The organism is Enterobacter wuhouensis, assembly GCF_035835995.1.
GTDB classification, from domain to species: Bacteria; Pseudomonadota; Gammaproteobacteria; order Enterobacterales; family Enterobacteriaceae; genus Enterobacter; species Enterobacter wuhouensis.
In genome coordinates this window covers 374,271-389,671 of sequence record NZ_CP142124.1, presented here as the reverse complement: position 1 = coordinate 389,671, position 15,401 = coordinate 374,271, and the positions used below count along the sequence as shown (strand labels likewise).

16 protein-coding genes are annotated in these 15,401 nt (G+C 55.2%); 7 read left to right on the top strand and 9 right to left on the bottom strand.

Annotated features, from left to right (window positions below; genetic code table 11):
- Positions 1-2: 2 nt before the first annotated feature.
- The 3 genes from VPX56_RS01870 (at position 3) to VPX56_RS01860 (ending at position 3,600) form a co-directional block, all read left to right on the top strand.
- Positions 3-1,091, top strand: coding sequence for a CDP-glycerol glycerophosphotransferase family protein (locus tag VPX56_RS01870; RefSeq protein WP_326469528.1), 1,089 nt, complete (start codon positions 3-5; stop codon positions 1,089-1,091).
- 30 nt (positions 1,092-1,121) lie between these two features.
- Positions 1,122-1,514, top strand: a complete 393-nt coding sequence (locus VPX56_RS01865; RefSeq protein WP_326471929.1) for an FAD synthase family protein — start codon at positions 1,122-1,124, stop codon at positions 1,512-1,514.
- A gap of 118 nt (positions 1,515-1,632) precedes the next feature.
- Complete coding sequence (locus VPX56_RS01860; protein WP_326469526.1) at positions 1,633-3,600, top strand: glycosyltransferase family 9 protein; 1,968 nt, start codon at positions 1,633-1,635, stop codon at positions 3,598-3,600.
- Between the two features lie 32 nt (positions 3,601-3,632).
- Here VPX56_RS01860 and VPX56_RS01855 read toward each other — a convergent pair whose 3' ends face one another.
- From VPX56_RS01855 to VPX56_RS01815, 9 genes are read right to left on the bottom strand one after another with little or no spacing between them, the layout of a single operon-like run.
- On the bottom strand, positions 3,633-4,571 hold the full coding sequence (locus VPX56_RS01855; RefSeq protein ID WP_326469524.1) for a hypothetical protein: 939 nt from the start codon (positions 4,569-4,571) through the stop codon (positions 3,633-3,635).
- A gap of 35 nt (positions 4,572-4,606) precedes the next feature.
- Positions 4,607-6,037: a glycosyltransferase family 2 protein gene (locus tag VPX56_RS01850; protein ID WP_242673421.1), complete on the bottom strand. Its 1,431-nt coding sequence runs from the start codon at positions 6,035-6,037 to the stop codon at positions 4,607-4,609.
- A complete protein-coding gene (gene fliJ, locus VPX56_RS01845; protein WP_326469521.1) occupies positions 5,982-6,425 on the bottom strand; it encodes a flagellar export protein FliJ in 444 nt (147 codons plus the stop codon). Before fliJ ends, VPX56_RS01850 begins: the two co-directional genes overlap by 56 nt.
- A gap of 6 nt (positions 6,426-6,431) precedes the next feature.
- On the bottom strand, positions 6,432-7,751 hold the full coding sequence (fliI, locus tag VPX56_RS01840; protein WP_131635413.1) for a flagellar protein export ATPase FliI: 1,320 nt from the start codon (positions 7,749-7,751) through the stop codon (positions 6,432-6,434).
- Entirely contained in the window at positions 7,744-8,490 is a 747-nt protein-coding gene (fliH, locus tag VPX56_RS01835) for a flagellar assembly protein FliH (RefSeq protein ID WP_326469518.1), read from the bottom strand. The genes fliI and fliH overlap by 8 nt, the downstream gene beginning before the upstream one ends.
- Positions 8,491-8,493: 3 nt before the next feature.
- Positions 8,494-9,528 carry a flagellar motor switch protein FliG gene (locus tag VPX56_RS01830; protein ID WP_131635411.1) on the bottom strand — a complete coding sequence of 345 codons (1,035 nt, stop codon included), beginning with the start codon at positions 9,526-9,528 and terminating at the stop codon, positions 8,494-8,496.
- On the bottom strand, positions 9,503-11,176 hold the full coding sequence (fliF, locus tag VPX56_RS01825; RefSeq protein ID WP_326469516.1) for a flagellar basal-body MS-ring/collar protein FliF: 1,674 nt from the start codon (positions 11,174-11,176) through the stop codon (positions 9,503-9,505). The genes VPX56_RS01830 and fliF overlap by 26 nt, the downstream gene beginning before the upstream one ends.
- 10 nt (positions 11,177-11,186) lie before the next feature.
- Entirely contained in the window at positions 11,187-11,561 is a 375-nt protein-coding gene (fliE, locus tag VPX56_RS01820; RefSeq protein WP_326469515.1) for a flagellar hook-basal body complex protein FliE, read from the bottom strand.
- A 21-nt stretch (positions 11,562-11,582) separates the two neighbouring features.
- Positions 11,583-12,614 (bottom strand): sigma-54 interaction domain-containing protein, encoded by a 1,032-nt coding sequence (locus tag VPX56_RS01815; RefSeq protein ID WP_131635408.1) that lies wholly within the window; start codon positions 12,612-12,614, stop codon positions 11,583-11,585.
- A gap of 642 nt (positions 12,615-13,256) precedes the next feature.
- Here VPX56_RS01815 and VPX56_RS01810 point away from each other — a divergent pair.
- The 4 genes from VPX56_RS01810 to fliQ are packed head-to-tail and all read left to right on the top strand — an operon-like array spanning position 13,257 to position 15,397.
- Entirely contained in the window at positions 13,257-13,979 is a 723-nt protein-coding gene (locus tag VPX56_RS01810) for a FliM/FliN family flagellar motor switch protein (RefSeq protein ID WP_326469512.1), read from the top strand.
- Positions 13,972-14,373, top strand: coding sequence for a FliM/FliN family flagellar motor switch protein (locus VPX56_RS01805; protein WP_131635406.1), 402 nt, complete (start codon positions 13,972-13,974; stop codon positions 14,371-14,373). Before VPX56_RS01810 ends, VPX56_RS01805 begins: the two co-directional genes overlap by 8 nt.
- Positions 14,370-15,122 (top strand): flagellar type III secretion system pore protein FliP, encoded by a 753-nt coding sequence (gene fliP, locus VPX56_RS01800; protein WP_131635405.1) that lies wholly within the window; start codon positions 14,370-14,372, stop codon positions 15,120-15,122. Before VPX56_RS01805 ends, fliP begins: the two co-directional genes overlap by 4 nt.
- Positions 15,123-15,124: 2 nt before the next feature.
- The gene (gene fliQ / locus VPX56_RS01795) at positions 15,125-15,397 is read left to right on the top strand and encodes a flagellar biosynthesis protein FliQ (protein ID WP_131635404.1); all 273 of its coding nucleotides are present in this window, start codon (positions 15,125-15,127) and stop codon (positions 15,395-15,397) included.
- The last annotated feature ends 4 nt before the right edge of the window (positions 15,398-15,401 follow it).

The window sequence follows — 15,401 nt, the reverse complement described above, 5'->3', positions numbered from 1 at the left end:
GCGTGCTGCTGAGGGAAATACATAATATGTCTTTGAAAACGAGCCATAAAACGCGCTGCATTGGCTTCCTGATGGAAACCTCTTTTCACTACGACGTCTACATCAATATTATTACTGCGCTTCTCAATAAAAATATTCCCTGCGATATCATTATTAATGACGTGATAGAAGCCGAATATGTGAATAACATGGTCAATTTCCTGGGAACGGTGAATGTTCCCGGGCTGCGCTTTATGCTTTTATCTTCCGTGTTAAAACATGAGCAGGTCTATAGCTGTCTTGTTACGCCCTATTACCTTTCCTATGCCGAGAAAATTGCGCCGATACACGTCCGTACGGTTTATGGCCTGGCTAAAAATGAATGGAATCATGCGGCGTGGAACGGCAAATATGATTATATTTTATGTTACAGCCACTACACGGCCAAAGCGCTCGACCTCGCCTCACGCGTTAAGGTGGTGGGAAACCCTCGCTTTGATGCCTGGCATAGCAAAAAATATCCGCAGGCACTGCCTTCCCACATTACGTTAGATCCTCAAAAACCGACCTTGCTCTATGCGCCGACATACGGAGAGCTTAGCTCTTTACCGCACTGGGCAGAAAAATTAGGCCGGCTGAGCGGCGAATACAACATTATCTGCAAGCTACACCACGGTACGTTATACAGAAAAGAAGAACAGCAAAGCCTGAAGGCCGCCAGACGTTTTTTAAAGAATATCGTCACGGATAATACGTCGACCTTTGCGCTTCTGGAACACGCTGACTATGTGATAAGCGACAACAGCGGTTTTATTTTCGATGCGGTTAATGCCGAAAAACGCGTGATTTTATTGCGCTGGGATGAGATGGACGACCTGCTGACAAAAAATAGATCGTACAGCACCATCGAAAGCCCCGAGCAGCAGATCCGAAAGCTCCTTCCCGACGCGCGGGATATGGCCGATCTTCGCACGTTCCTCTCCGAAGACTATCCGTGGCATAAAAATGCCGCCGAGCTGGATTTTATCAGAACGGAATATTGCGATGCGTTTAATGACGGGAACGCGGGTTTACGCGCTGCGGAAATTATTGACGAGGCGACGTCGGGATAAGCGGTTTCATCCTGATAACAGAAAGCAATGATGAAAACGATTATCACATTTGGCACTTTTGATGTTTTTCATATCGGCCATCTTAATATCTTACGGCGCGCAAGGGCCCTGGGGGATCGCCTGGTGGTCGGCATCTCTTCAGACGAGCTGAATCTGCAAAAAAAGGCGCGCCTCCCGGTCTATCTTCAGAATGAGCGAATGCACATTATTGAGTCGTTAAGGTGCGTAGATGAGGTGTTCCTGGAGGAGTCGCTCGAGCTAAAAGCGGATTATATCAGGCGCTTTAACGCGCAAACGCTGGTGATGGGCGATGACTGGAAAGGCAGGTTTGATCATCTCTCCCCGCTGTGTGAGATTGTTTATCTGGCCCGAACACCCACCATCTCCACCACGTCAATTATCGAAACGATCAGGCAAAATTAACGCCCTATATCCCGTGAAAACAAAAATATACATAGAAACAACTCGTGCTAACTTTTGCCATCAGGTGGCGAACCACATTCACTCTGTCGCAAAAGAGGCGTGCAAAACGATTTTTGTTTTGAAAAATACAAAGGTTAATCCGCAACCTTTTGCATCGCTTGATATTTCAGAAATACATTACGCTGACGGCGAGCTGAAAAATACGCTGACCTCGCTGGCGAACATTCTTCATCAGCACAATCTTAATGAAATTGAGGTGCACGTTGAAGCGAGCACGGCCAGCCTTGCGCTGCTGATTTTTTGCTCTGTTTTCAAAGACAACATGCACTGCATCAAGCCTCACATCTATGAAACGAGCGTGAGGGATTACGCGTTAAGATCTCAGTCCCAAAATAACGCTGAATTATATAAAAAATTATCTGCGGCCCTGAATGGTCATGCGGGCTTTGTCGGCAGCATCGAAGAGCTGATGGCGTGCGGCTATGCGTGGCATCATTTCACCGATGCGGCTTATTACATTACCGATGAAAACATTAACAGCGCCGATTTACCGGTACGGTTTATTGCCCCCTTAACGGAAGAGCAAAAAAAGGTTTTCTCGAATTTTCTGTGTATACCCGACTCGATGATCGCGGTTATCCGCGATTTTTTTGCCCAGGACGATGTTTATTATTGCTCACACATCGCACCGCGACACCCTTCGCTCGCCGATACGCACAAGAGAGTGTTTGCAGAGCAACTGCTGGATATTCGCCAACGACATACAGGACACAAATTCTTCCTGCTATCGCATAATGATAACGATGCTGGCGTTTTGCGGGCGGCCAGCGACCATTTTTATCAACTCCCGCCCTGCCTGCCATTTTCCGCCATGCAATGGCTCGGTATAACGCCAAAAAACGTTATCTCATCATTCCGGGACGAGCTGACCACCCTCAATAATTCTTCAAACCGCTATATCATATCTATGACGGCAAAAGAGGAATTATGCCTTCCCGAAAGCGAGTTGCTCGCGACGTTTAATCTGTCACCTGACGCTGTTCGCTACGCTGACGAACTGGCGACGTATCACCGTGAAGGGCACGTCAAACGCATCTTTTACTCTTCGGCATCAATGGGCGATATCGTGTATGGCCTGGGCGCCATTCATGCGTTAAAAACCCGTTACCCGGAGGATGCGTTCGTTTTTGTTACGAATAAGCTGTACGCCGAATTAATAGACAATAGTACCGCAGAGGTTGAGCACTGGGATATCCATGCGCTCACCGCCGATCAACGCTTTCAGATCGAGCTTGCAAATCGCTTTTCCCGGCTTCACTTCTTTGAACGATGGGAGCAGATTGTCGCACCTTCACACATGACGGACGCATTCATCAGCGAAGTGACGCCCGACACGTTCGATACGCACAAGCGCGCAAGGCTTGATTTTGAAAAGATTGATAAAGACCCCGTCGATCGCTTCATGCGCGTTCATAACATCACCCGCGGCAAGGTCGTTTTACTTCACCCCAACATTGGCTCACCCAACAGAACGTGGGCGGAACAGCACTGGAAGAAACTTGCTGAACGCTTTATTCGCGCAGGATGGCAGGTCATTCTTATCGGCAGCGACAATAATAAATTCCAGAATAAGAAAACCATGCACATTGACATGCCGGGCGTTATCAACTGCATGAACGCGTTTACCATCACGCAGACCGTCTACTTAATGAGCCTGTGCCAGCTGCTGGTGGCCTGCGATTCTGGTCCCGTCGCGCTGGCCGGCTATACGGAGATCGCCATCTCGGCGCTTTATTCGATTATTCCGTCTCAGTACCGTCTTCCCTATCGCCATAATATTTTGGGGTGGAATGCGCAGGGTATAAACGTTGGCTGCCAGTTTGGGCAGTGTGGGCATCTGATCATGAACGAGAATTTCTTTAAACATACCCTGCATAAAAAGTGGGCACATCCAACAAGCCAGCAATTTTCCGAGTGGTGTCCCAACGCCAAAAAATATGCGTGCCTGGCGCAGTTTTCCGACGCGGACTGGTGGGAGCATATAGAGCGCTTTATTAACTCTGAAGACTTTATTCTGAATACATGACGGAGTAAAAAGGCGGCACAGGCCGCCTTTCGTTAAATCAGTGATAACCCACACAGCAGGGTGTAATCAGCCGTGTTCACCCTCTCGTTCCCCGGCGTCGCCTGCTGTTGCCAGCCATACCAGGCGCTTACCAGGCTGATAAAATCGTCTTCCGTCAGCTCGGCGTTATCCTCCAGCCACATCGCGCACAGCTTTTTTACCTGGAAGAACTGACGCGTCAGCGACATAAGCGCTTCGCCGTAGTTATCAAATGCCGCGCACGGGAAGAACTCCCCGTACAGGCGATAAATCAGCATATTACGCAAAATATGCGGCTGCGCCTCCAGCAGGGGGATCGGCCTGGCATCCAGCTCGCGCAGGCGGTCCTGCAGCCTCGCAGGCTCCATCACCGCCAGCTCGCTGAGCTTCAGCATGAACATCATCTTCTGCATGGGCGGAAGATTCAGGTTCAGGCGCATCGCCCCCATGTCCCCCAGGGCTTCGACGCGGTTCACCTCAATCGTCGGCAGCATGGCGAACTGTTCATTGAGAATGCTGTTCTCCGCCAGCTGAGAAAGCTGCTCGCCCATCGTGACCAGATGCTGCGGTTCGCACTGTTTTTCATCCACGTAGCGCTGCGCCTTGCTGAGCAATACGCCAATGGCATACAGGCTGCTTTGCAGCGACAGCGACGGGTGAACGGCCATATTGATGCACTGCTGGTTAAGGACTTCATTCCACTGGTTATCTTCACGTTCGCCGTCGGATGCGGCTTCGCCCGCGTGCAGCACGAACGCGTCCGGATCCAGAAGTATGTCCCGCGCTGCGCTTTCACAGGCCGCGTTAAGGCTGTCACGCTGCTGGTTACCCAACGACGTGCTCGTATGGGGCCAGTTGCCCGTGGCGGCCTGACAGGCCAAACAGGTGCAGGCGGCTTCGCGCGCCCGGAAACGGAGAACGTATTCAGGCTGGTAATGTTCGATTAATTCCATACAGACTGCTCCAGCCGCTGCTGTGGCGGCGTTTATCATTGAAAGTTTTTACGGAAGAACCAGTGGGTACAGTCAATGCCTGCCCCCGTCGTCGGGTCTTTTATTTCGGGTAAAAAGGCGAAGCTCGGCTGCATCCCCAGCCAGCAGTGCGACTGCATTTGCGCTGGCCAGCAGGCATCGAGGCTTTTCGCCTGTCGGTAGTGCGCAAGCAGCGTTGGGATATAGGAGCCGTTGACCGCATAGGCACAGCCGCAGCCCGCATCGAGTACCCGCGCCACGCCGGGCAGCGTCCTGAGGGGTGAAATGCTGTTGTAGCGCCCCCCCAGCAATACCACCTGCCAGTCGATATGCGGCAGGCGCGTCAACAGCTGGTTAACCGTTTTGAGGGACATCTCCTTGCGCACAAACTTCACGGAGGCATCCAGCAGCAGCACGCTGCTCCACGCCTCGCGCTGGGCCAGCTCAAGCGCCTGACAATGTTGCTCCAGCTCGCTATCCGCCGGGTTGACCGCCAGCGGCACCAGCCGTTCGCGCTTCAGCCCCAGAGAAAGGAGCGACTCCACCTGCGAGGCAAGCGCATCCGCCTGCGGATCGTAAAGCACCACCACCTTCTCAAAAGCCTGCCACTCCACCGAGGCACTCAGCGGCGCCTGGCTCAGGCGACGGTAGTGGCTCAGCAGGCTGCGGTCGGTGACGAAATCCTCCAGCGTTAAATCCACCGGCTTCGAGGAGCCGAGGACAAAATCTTTGTCGTAGGTGTTGGCGCTGTGGGAAATACAGAGGATCGCCTGACGCGGATCGATCTGCTGAATCGGCGTCGTAAAGTTGTTCAGAAACGCCTGCTCCTCCGCGAGCGTTGCCGTGTCTTCATAGCGATGGTTTTTCAGGAAGTTGCGGTGATAGCCGAACGTGCCGTTGAGCGCGTGGCGTTCGCCGAACGAATGGGTCTGGTAGATTTTATCCAGATGGCTGTACCAGATGTAAATCGTGTCGCTGCCGGAAAACAGGGCGTTATTGTTCTGCATTTCCGCCACCTGCGCGCTGATCTTGTTCGGCGCATAGTAGTCATCATCGTCAAAGCAGATGATGTACTCCCCTTGCGCCATCTCGTTGAGCATGTTGCGCTTTTTGCCCAAATCGAGGCGCTCGGGGCTGTGGACATAGCGCACCGTGCAGACCGCCGGATCGACCATCATCGCGATTAAGTCTTCGTTACTCTGCTCTGAGTCATCCAGGATAATCAGCTCGCGCTTGTCCGCAGGATAGTCCTGATACTGGAAGATATAGAGCAGATAGGGCAGAAACGCCCGACGGTTCCAGGTGGGGCACACGACGCTGACGAACGGCGTGGCGTGCGATCGTTTTTGCTGCTGGCGCTTCAGCAGGTTTTGCATGAGATTCGTGGTCATCTTATCGCTGCCGCTGCGCCTGCTGCTGTCGAAGCCAGCACTGGGCTGATATCGCATCGGTTGTTTTCTGTTCCCGCCGCTCGTTCGCCAGGCGCTGCGCGCTGCGGCGTTCATCCAGCACCCGCTCCAGGCTTTTCTCCCTGCGGGATGCCGCCAGCAGGTTCCCCTGCAGCTTCTGGGCTTCTACGCTCGCCAGGGCCTGCTCCTGCTTTTGCCAGTCGATCACGCGCTGAATATGGCGCTTATAGACCGACTGATTGCAGAGCATGGTTGCGCCGCCCGCCATCTCCTGGATCGGGCTGGTCGCCAGATTCGAGAGGGAGTGAATGTTCTTCTCCAGCCGCTGGCACAGCTGCTGCTGTGAGGCCAGCCGGGCGCTAAGATCCTGCACCGCGCGGTTACGCATCAGGTGAAGCTGCTCAAGTGTCGTAATGATTTTTTTCATCGTTCATCATCCTGCCTGGGCCAGTACGTTCAGATCGGCAATGGTTTTATCGAGCGGAGCCGCGTCCTGCACTTCCTGCTGCAGATAGCGGGTAATCGCCGGAGAGAGGTTGACGGCTTTATCCGCCAGCGGATCGGCACCCGCCACGTAGCCGCCGAGCGGGATCAGCGGTTTAATGCTTTGATATTCGGCATAAAGCTGCTTGAGGGTGCGGGCTGCGCGCTGGTGATCGCGCCCGGTTACCTGGCTCATGCAGCGGCTGATGGACTGCCCGATGTCGATGGCCGGATAGTGCCCGGCCTCCGCCAGGTGCCGCGACAGCACGATGTGCCCGTCCAGCACCGCGCGCGCGCAGTCGACGATCGGGTCCTGCTGGTCGTCGCCTTCCGCCAGCACGGTGTAAATGGCGGTCATGGAGCCGGCGCTTTCGCTGTTGCCGGCGCTTTCAACCAGTTTTGGGATCAGCCCAAACGCCGAGGGCGGATACCCTTTCGTGGCGGGCGGTTCGCCCAGCGAGAGCGCGATTTCACGCTGCGCCATGGCATAGCGGGTGAGGGAATCCACCAGCAGGAGCACATCTTTGCCTTTGTCGCGATAGTAGCTGGCGATGGTGTGGCACAGCTCCGTCGCCTTTATGCGCATCAGCGGCGATTCATCCGCAGGCGCGGCGACGATGACCGATTTGCGCCGTCCGGCTTCGCCCAGGGAGTGGTCAATAAACTCTTTCACTTCGCGCCCGCGCTCGCCGATAAGCCCAACCACCACCACTTCTGCCTGGGTGTAGCGGGTGATCATCCCGAGCAGGACGCTTTTACCGACGCCGCTGCCCGCCATCAGCCCCACGCGCTGCCCTTTGCCGATGGTCAGCAGGCCGTTAATCGCCCTGACGCCCACATCAAGAGGCGCCTCAACCGGCTGGCGCTTCAGGGGATGCACCTGCGGCAGCTGCTGCGGCAGCACGGTGTCGCCGGTCAGTTTGCCTTTATCATCAATCGGCTCGCCGAGGCCGTTTACCACGCGCCCCAGCCACTGGTCGCCAATGAGCACGCCGCTTTGCTTATCCATCGGGTAGACGCGCGCGCCCGCCATCAGCCCGGCAGGCTGCTTAAAGGGCATCAAAAAGGTGACGTCGCGATCGAAGCCGACGACCTGCGCCTCAATCAACGCCCCTTCGCCATCCTCGACCTGGCAAAGCTGCCCAACGGCCAGGCGGCAGCCGACGCACTCAAGCAGAATACCCGTTACCCGCACCAGCCGGCCCGCCACGCGCGCCAGGTTGATGTTTTCCAGCGAGCGTAAGACCTGCTCGAAGTCGTGGTCACTCATCGTGCGCTTCCGGCAGCAGGCTGGCCTTCAGGGCGTCCATACACTGATCGAGACGATGCTGACAGCCGACGTCCATTTCGGTGGTATTGGTGATCACCCGGCATTCGCCCGGCGGGAGATCGGGATCGGCGGTCAGCCCCCAGTGCGCCACTTTTTCAGGCTCTGCTTCGCTGATGCGACGATGCTCGTCGCTGTTTAACAGCACTTTGACCTGTTCCGGCTGCTGCGGCAGCGCGCTCAGCGCCTCTTCCACCAGGGTGAGGATTTGCGTGGGATGCAGGGAAAGCTCGCAGCGGATCACCTGACGCGTAACTTTTTCCACCAGCTGCAGCAGCTCCTCGCGGCGACGCTGTTCATAGCTCGCCATAAACGATTCCATTGATGCAATGATGCTGTCGAGCGGATGGGCGGCTTCCAGAAACTGCTGGCGCGCCTGCACGGTGCCCTCGGAGCGGCCTTTACGCACGCCCTCGTCAAAGCCGAGGCGCAGCCCCTCCTGATAGCCCTCGCTTTTGCCCTCTTCCAGCCCCTGCGCAAAGCCGCTGTTCAGCCCATCCTGAAAACCCTGTTGAAGCTGGGCCTGAACCGCCGCGTCGTCCATCAGCGGATGGCCTTCCTGCGGCAGGCTCTGCGCCGTGCGACGCTTGCGCAGCGGCGGAAACTTATGCAGGCGGGGTTTAATCACCGCCTGGCGGCTGTTGGTCAGCGCGCTTAAGGGTAAGCTCTGTTTTTTGTACATGGGTTACTCCATGGTCTGCTCGGCGAAGAGCTGCACCTGAATTTCGCCCTCTTCCGCCAGCTGGCGCACCGTGGCCATGATCTCTTTACGCACGTGGTCGACGCGGCTGACCGGCACGGGGCCAAGGCGCGTGGTGGTGGATTGCAGCAAGGTGACCTGGCGCTTGGGCATGACGTTGAAGATCGCCTGACGCAGCACCGGCTCGGTGCCCTTAAGGGCAATCGCCCACTCTTCAATGGAAATTTCTTCCATCAGGCGCTGCAGGGTGGCTGGCGTCTGGCGGCTGAGGATGAAGAATTCGTACATCTCTTGTTCCAGCTCGTCCACCACGTCGGCATCGCGTTCGCGCAGTTGCTCCAGCAGCTGCTGCTGGTTGCCGGGGATACGGTTAACGATGTTCGCCGCGTGCTTGATGCCAACCACTTTCGAACCATGCTCGGACAGCACCGCCACGCCGCGCTCAATCAACCTGTCCAGTTCGTCGATGACGTCGCGGTTGACGTCATCCAGGCGCGCAATACGCCAGACGATTTCATCCTGGCGCTCCTGCGAGAGCGCGCTGAGGACGCCCGCCGCCACGTCCGGCGGCAGGAAGGCCAGGAACACGGCCTGAAGCTGGAGGTGCTCTTGCTCAATCAGCGCCGCCAGCTGCGGAACGTCGACCCACTGCAGGCGCGCCATGCGGTGGCGGATCTCATCCCCGTAAATACCGTTGATCACGCTGCTGGCGATTTCGCCTCCCAGCGCTTTTTCAAGAATGCCGCGCAGGTAGCTGCGGGATGCGCCGTTGATGCCGCTCTGCTCGCGATAATCATCGAAAAAATTATTCATCGCATGGCGCGCGTGATCGACCTTCACGCCGTGGAGGCGCGCCATGGTGTCGCTCAGCAGGATCACCTCGTCGCGGTTCATTTTCTGCATCACTTTGGCGGCAGCCTCTTCACCCACGCTGAGCAACAGAATGGCGGCCTGCTCCAGCCGGCTGCGCCCTGTTTTCACGCTACCTTTACTGCTATGACTTGCTGTCAGTTCGCTCATTGCTGTTGATCCATTGTTTCAGTACTTCGGCCATACGTTCAGTTTCTTTTTGCGCCAGCATTTGCAGGTATTCGACCTTCGTTTCCAGGCCGGAACTTTGCGGCGGCAGCTCCGTATCCTGGTTAAATGCCGGGCCAGGAAGGCCGGCCAGACCGGCTTCCGTCGTCACCAGGTCGCTCTCGATTGCATCCTTCTGGGCGCTGCCCTCAATCGCGACAAGCTCAGACGGTTCGCGTCGACCGTAGCGCTGCGCCAGCGGGCGCAGGCCAAACAGCAGCGTGAGCAGGATCAACATGCCGATCCCACCGTTTTGTCCCCAGTACTGGATGTTCGGGTCCTGCCACCACTTCAGCTCCGGCAGGCCATCAACGGTTCTTTCCACGAAGGCCAGCTTGTCCAGCGTCAGGGAGTCGCCGCGCGCTTTCTCGATCCCCGCGGCATCTTCCACCAGCCGGGTCAGGGCGGTGAGCTGCTCTGGCGTCATGCTGGCAAGCGGTGGCGCAGCCTGGTTTAACGCCACCGCAACGCGCAGTTTTTCGAGCTTGTAGCCCGGATGGCGGATATGGCGAATATCGCGGTCAAAGGCGTATTTTCGCTGCTCCTGGCTGCGGCTGGAAAGTGAAGACGGATTGCTGGTTTGCGTCTGCGCGGTCTGCTGGTTCGCTGCCAGCGGCGGCGTGACGGGCTGCGCGGGCTGATTGACCGGGCGATTGCTCAGCGAGCCCGGAATGCCGATAGCCAGTTCGTTGGTGGTATTTTCACGTGAGATATTCTCATCGCTGATTTGCGGCTCTTTGCCCAGGCGCTCCTGCGTCTCTTCCACGCTGCTCATGTCGACGGTTGGCGTCACGCTGATGCGAAAGTTATCGCTGCCGAACAGCGGAGTGAGCAGGCTGGTGATGTTGTTGATGGTTTCACTTTTGATCCGCTCAATAACGTCGCGGCCCTGGCGGATGCTCGCCATGTTGCTACCGTTCTGCTGGCCGTTTTCCGAGAGCAGATTCCCGGCCTGATCCACCACGCGCACGCTGGCGGCCTGCATGCCGGGCACGCTCCCCGCCACCAGCTGAACAATCGCCGCCACCTGCTGCTCATCAAGATGTTTGCCATAGTGCAGCTGCAGCATGACCGAGGCGCTGCTTTGCGGCTTGTTGGTCATCACGAAGGAGCTGGACTCGCTTAAGCCCAGGTGTACGCGTGCGTTCTCAACCGGATCGAGCGCCATGATGCTGCGGGCCAGCTCGCCTTCCAGGCTGCGCTTGTAGCGCACGTTCTGGACAAACTGGCTGCTGCCGAGCATCTCTTCCTTATCCATCAGCTCGTAGCCGTCCGGCATCACGGCGGTAATGCCTTTTGCCGCCAGCGCCATACGCGCCCGCGGCAGTTTATCTTCGGGAATGAGGATCTGCCCGTTGTCGGGGTTAATGCGGTAAGCGATGGATTCCGCGCCTAAGACCTCAACAACCTGGGCGACGGGCAATTTCTCCTGGCTGCCGTACAGCGCCACGTAGCCCTGATTGCTGCGCCAGAGCGAAAATACAATCGCCCCCGTCAGCAGCACGGCGCCAGCCGCAATGAGCCATTGCGGCTTGAGGCGCCCCTGCGGGAGGGAGAGTGAGGAAAATTTATCTTTTATCTTTGTCAGCACGAGGGAAACCTTACAGCGGAGTATTCATCACTTCGTCGAGCGCAGTGGTGAGCTTGTTACGCACCTGCATCATGGCGGAAAACGCCACGCTGGCTTTTTGCGATTCGATCATGGCCCCGGCCAGGTCGTCACTCTGACCCAGCTCTATGGCTTTCTGTTTTGCCCCGGCGGCGTGCTGTGCGGCATCGACGTTGTCGATGGCGTTATTCAGGACCTGCGAGAAGGAAGGCTGAGACGCCCCCGTGATGCCGGATAGAGACGCGCCCGGCGCAATGAGCGGGGTGGTGCTCAATGCCCCTGAAGACGCAACGGCAGCCGTATTGTGCATTCTGTCCAGCATCGCCTGCTGGCGGGCCTGCATACCGATGGCGGTAATGTTATCCATGTTGTTAATCTCTTGCGGGCGTCAGGAGTAGCATTCGATATCGATACCTTCCTCGCGCATTGAAGCGAGTCGGTAACGTAACGCACGCGGGGTAATGCCGAGGAAAGCGGCCGTTTTGGACTTGTTGCCGTTATGGCGTTTGAGTAACTCAATGATGTACTGATACTCCGCCATGCGCCCATGAAGCTTGACGTTGCCAATGGCCGCCGGTGCCGCCTGCTGTTCGCGGTACGCCGGCATCAGATCGACTGCGGATACGGGCGTTAACGACGCCGGTACGGGTAAGCCGAAGTCCTGGGCGGCAATCTCTTCCCCGTTGCTCAAAATCATTCCGCGCTGGATAACATTCTCCAGCTCGCGAACGTTGCCCGGCCAGTCATAGGCCAGCAGCGCGTGGCGGGCCTCATCGCTCAGGCGAATATTGCCTTTGTGAAAGGCTTTGTATTTGGCAATAAAACGCAGCGCCATCGGAATAATATCCAGGCGGCGTTCGCGCAGCGGCGTAATATGAATCGGCACGACGGAAATACGGTAAAACAGATCCTGGCGGAAACGCCCTTCCGCAATTTCCTGCTGGAGATCTTTATTGGTCGACGCCACCAGTCGAATATCTAAAGGTATTTTTTTATGACTTCCCAGACGTTCAACTTCCTGCTCCTGCAATACGCGCAATAATTTAGCCTGAAGCGCCAGGGGCATATCGCCAATTTCATCCAGCAGCAGGGTGCCGCCATTCGCCTGCTCAAATTTACCGGCCACGCCCGTTACCGCACCGGTAAAGGCGCCTTTTTCGTAGCCGAATAAAATGGCTTCCAGCATGCTTTCAGGAATGGCTGCACAGTTCACCCCAACGTAGGGCGCATCGGCACCCAATGCATTTTCATGGATGTAACGCGAAACGCACTCTTTGCCTGTACCCGTCTCACCTGTAATAAGTACCGATACATTATATTTAGCAACACGGCGTGCTAATGAAAATACATTTACGCTTTCTGGCGCACTGGCAACAAATCCATTTTCATTACGGACATCATGTTCAATAACAATACTCATAACAACTCACCAACATTTAAGCTAATTGTTAGCCTGAAGCGCATACGGGCCTAATGCACCATCGCTGGCACATGTAAAAAAGGCAAGTATTCGGTAGGGGCAATATGAATTAACCGAATGTCTATAAAACACGGAAATTCATGAATTTCGCGTATTATAACGGTACGTTAGGAATTGTCTTGTTTTTAATGGGTATTAAAATCTTAACCCTTATATTTCATAGAGTTAGAAGAGATATTAATGGTGATTAATCGTCCTGAAATAACGAATTAATAATCTTTAGCGTCTTGATTACGGACGCTAAACAGCGTCTAATTCTTGTCCCTAATAAAGCTCTTCGCGCAAGACCTTTATGGTGCCGTTAGCCGACTCACTTATCAAAGCGACACGGTTAAACAGAACTTAAATATTTTTTTCTGCCGATAAGCAAATGCCTTTCCGTTTACGGCATTTGCTTAAGGCGATCGTTATGCGGAAGACCCTATGTCAGCAACTCCTCAGAGAATAAAAATCTACCAGAGTCAGGAACTCCCCGATATGGTAAAGCTCGATGTGAGTAAGCTCGGGCGCCCATGGCATAAGCTGCCCAAATTAATGAACGACAGCTTTGATATATTCGATGCACGGTTAAGCATTTATTTTTTGAAAAAACTACGCGTTAACGTTGCGTTAAAGTCGATGCATTTTGCTATCGATCAGAACTATAAAAATACGCAGCTCTTTACGACCCCTTTTGGCTCTATCGCGTTCAGTATTGAGCGCACGCTGTTACTCCAGATCCTTCATGATTATTACGGTCTGGGAAAAGAGAGCCGAAATAAATCCCTGGATGTCAATCAGCCCGTCACCAAAACGGAGGACAGGCTGAAAAATAAAATAGGTCTGGATCTGACGCGACTGCTTATCGATGAAGAGATTTTTGGTAAGGACGTCGAGATTAAAAGCGATAACACCACGGTGATTAACCAGTGGTCGTGGTGCGTCACGTTCACGCTGGAAGGGTATGAGGAAGGCAGCTTTACGCTGCTGTTTGATAACGCGCATGTTGACCAGATGCTGGCCGCGCTGCGATCGCCCGAGCGCGAACAGCTTGCCAGCAAGCAAACATCGCCGACGCCGTCACAAATAGAACGCCTGTTTTACAGCATGCCGCTGAAGTTTAGCGGGCATGTTAGCAGCCTGAATTTGACCGTCGCCCAGCTGGCGAAGATCGTGCCGGGAGACATTATTCCGGTAACGATTAACGAAATCATCCCGGTTTATATCGGTAAAGAACAGATTTTTGACGCCAAAATCGCTGAAGATCGCGGCAAGTTACTACTCTGTGAATTTAATGACAGAACCATCGAGAAGCAATATGAGTGATCAGCAACAAGACCTGAGCCAGTCCCTGGATTTTGGCGACCTGAATCTCACGGAGATGCCGCGCGAAGAGACCGTCGAAGGCAACATTCGTCTGGATCTCCAGGCTGAACCCGAAACCTCTTCAGGCATCAACGACCTGCGCAAAATGGCGCTGTTTAGCCGCATTCCGGTGACGCTGACGCTGGAAGTGGCCTCGGTTGAAGTCTCGCTGGCCGATCTTCTGACCGTTGGACACGATTCGGTGATTGAGCTTGATAAAATGGCGGGTGAACCGCTGGACATCAAGGTCAACGGGATCCTCTTTGGCAAAGCCGAAGCCGTGGTGCTGAACGACAAATACGGCCTGCGCATTCTGGAGTTCAACAGCAAAGAGCTGGGCGAACTGACGCCATGATCGCCCGCTTTCGCACCGCGCTGCCCTGGCTTCTGCTGGGCGGTTTGCTCTTCTCCCCGCAGCTTTTAGCGGCCAACGGCGATATTACGCTGTTCAGCTCGGCAACCACCGATGGCGGCCAGGATTACAACGTCAAAATTGAAATCCTGATCCTGATGACCCTGCTCGGCCTGCTGCCCGTGATGCTGATGATGATGACCTGCTTCACGCGCTTCATTATCGTACTGGCGATTTTGCGTCAGGCACTGGGTCTGCAGCAGAGTCCGCCAAACAAAATCCTGACCGGGATCGCGCTGGCGCTCACGCTGCTGGTGATGCGCCCGGTGTGGACCACCATCTATCAGGACGCCGTCGTGCCGTTTCAGAACGATGAAATCACCATGAAGCAGGCGTTCGGCAAGGCCGAGGTGCCGCTCAAGCACTTTATGCTGGCGCAAACCAGCAATAAGGCGATGTCGCAGATGATGACGATTGCGGGGGTGACGGGCGAGCCAAAGGAGCAGGATTTAACGGTCGTGACGCCAGCCTATCTGCTGAGCGAGCTGAAAACGGCGTTCCAGATCGGCTTTATGATTTACATCCCCTTCCTGGTCATCGACCTGATCGTCGCCAGTATTTTAATGGCGATGGGGATGATGATGCTGTCGCCGCTGATCGTTTCGCTGCCCTTCAAGCTAATGCTGTTTGTGCTGTGTGACGGCTGGACGCTCATCGTCGGCACGCTCACCTCCAGCGTGCAGGGGCTTTAGCAATGGTCACCATGGACATCGCCGGGGATATTATGGCGACCGGTATTAAGCTGGTGCTCGTCATCTCTGCCGTCGCGATTATACCCAGCCTTATCGTTGGGCTGTGCGTCAGTATTTTCCAGGCCACTACGCAAATTAATGAACAAACGCTGAGCTTCCTGCCCCGCCTCCTGGTGACGCTGGCCGTGTTAATTATTGGCGGTAAATGGATGCTTACCCAGCTGGTGGATTTCACCGTCACTATTTTCCAGCAGGCGGCGGCGCTGGTGGGTTAGCAGG

Coding starts and splice junctions, on each gene's coding strand:
- VPX56_RS01865 (WP_326471929.1), top strand. CDS start 1,122: ATGAAAACGATTATCACATTTGGCACTTTTGATGTTTTTCATATCGGC.
- VPX56_RS01855 (WP_326469524.1), bottom strand. CDS start 4,571: ATGGAATTAATCGAACATTACCAGCCTGAATACGTTCTCCGTTTCCGG.
- VPX56_RS01850 (WP_242673421.1), bottom strand. CDS start 6,037: ATGCGATATCAGCCCAGTGCTGGCTTCGACAGCAGCAGGCGCAGCGGC.
- fliJ (WP_326469521.1), bottom strand. CDS start 6,425: ATGAAAAAAATCATTACGACACTTGAGCAGCTTCACCTGATGCGTAAC.
- fliI (WP_131635413.1), bottom strand. CDS start 7,751: ATGAGTGACCACGACTTCGAGCAGGTCTTACGCTCGCTGGAAAACATC.
- fliH (WP_326469518.1), bottom strand. CDS start 8,490: ATGTACAAAAAACAGAGCTTACCCTTAAGCGCGCTGACCAACAGCCGC.
- VPX56_RS01830 (WP_131635411.1), bottom strand. CDS start 9,528: ATGAGCGAACTGACAGCAAGTCATAGCAGTAAAGGTAGCGTGAAAACA.
- fliE (WP_326469515.1), bottom strand. CDS start 11,561: ATGGATAACATTACCGCCATCGGTATGCAGGCCCGCCAGCAGGCGATG.
- VPX56_RS01815 (WP_131635408.1), bottom strand. CDS start 12,614: ATGAGTATTGTTATTGAACATGATGTCCGTAATGAAAATGGATTTGTT.
- VPX56_RS01805 (WP_131635406.1), top strand. CDS start 13,972: ATGAGTGATCAGCAACAAGACCTGAGCCAGTCCCTGGATTTTGGCGAC.
- fliP (WP_131635405.1), top strand. CDS start 14,370: ATGATCGCCCGCTTTCGCACCGCGCTGCCCTGGCTTCTGCTGGGCGGT.
- fliQ (WP_131635404.1), top strand. CDS start 15,125: ATGGTCACCATGGACATCGCCGGGGATATTATGGCGACCGGTATTAAG.